The sequence below is a fragment of the Variovorax sp. P4_D9 genome, from assembly GCF_056401695.1.
Map to the genome: position 1 here is coordinate 1 of NZ_JBFUIU010001560.1, position 1014 is coordinate 1014.

Sequence of the window (1014 nt, forward strand, 5' to 3'; positions counted from 1 at the left end):
GGGTCATCATGATGACGCCTTCGGTCATGCCGAAGATGTGGAAGGCCGGGCAGCCGAGGATGCTGCGCAGCTTTGGAGAGCCGCTGGCCGAAATGACCCCGCGCAGCTGCTTGACCGGCATCAGACCGGCTTCGATCGCCGGGCGAAGCTTTTCAAGCACCGGCCCGCCGATGGCCCCCCAAGTCGGGAGGTAACGCTGGAACAGTTCGAAGAGCGATTGCGGCTGGAGGTCAGCGGCGACGGTCACGGCGCCGCCCGTCAACAGGAATGGCCCGAAGCAGCATCCCATGTTGAGGTTGTGCATCATCGGCAATGGCATGAATAGCACGTCGTCGCTGCGATAGCCGTTGAACTGCGCCACTGAGCGCATGTTGTAGAGGTATTCGTTGTTGAAGCGCGGAATGATCTTGGGAACACCCGTGGTTCCGCCCGAGAGCTGGAATACGGCGACCTGATACGGATCGAGTTGCACGCCGGCCAGCCTGTTACGCGCCTGAGCCAAAGGCATTGCCTCGATCAGCTTGCGCATGCCGAGGGCTTGCCCACGAGGTTCGCCGCGGGCTTGAACGATCAGGGAGAGCGTCGGCACCTCCTTCTGCATGCGCTCTGCGAATTCGACGTCGTCGAACTTCGGGTCGTCCCCCTGCACGAAATGCATGCGAGCTTCGCTCAGCTCGGCCAGATAGCCGATCTCGTGCTCACGATGGGCGGCAAGCGTCGCCACGGGAATGAGACCGGCCTTCAGGCACGCGACGAAGCCAATGACCAGTTCGTTGCTGTTGGCCAACTGGAAAATGACGCGGTCGAGTGGTGCGAGTCCGCTCTCCAGAAGGGCCGCGGCGAAACGGTCACTCAGTTCGTCAAGCTCGGCGTAGCTGATGATGCCGCCGGGCCCGCAAAGGGCGGTCTCGCTGGCATGCTGCCGGAAAGACGATCGGAAGCCGTCGGCCAAGGTTTCGTGGGTCAACACGCCCGCTTCAACGTAGCGCGCCAGCGTGTCGGCGGGGGGGTATA

Annotated in this window: 1 protein-coding gene; it reads right to left on the minus strand. The window is 62.7% G+C overall.

The genetic code is table 11. From position 1 onward, the window contains the following. A partial coding sequence (locus AC1DY5_RS56885) for an AMP-binding protein (protein ID WP_478122915.1) occupies window positions 1–952 on the minus strand: 952 nt, incomplete at its 3' end. Window positions 953–1014: the final 62 nt, after the last annotated feature.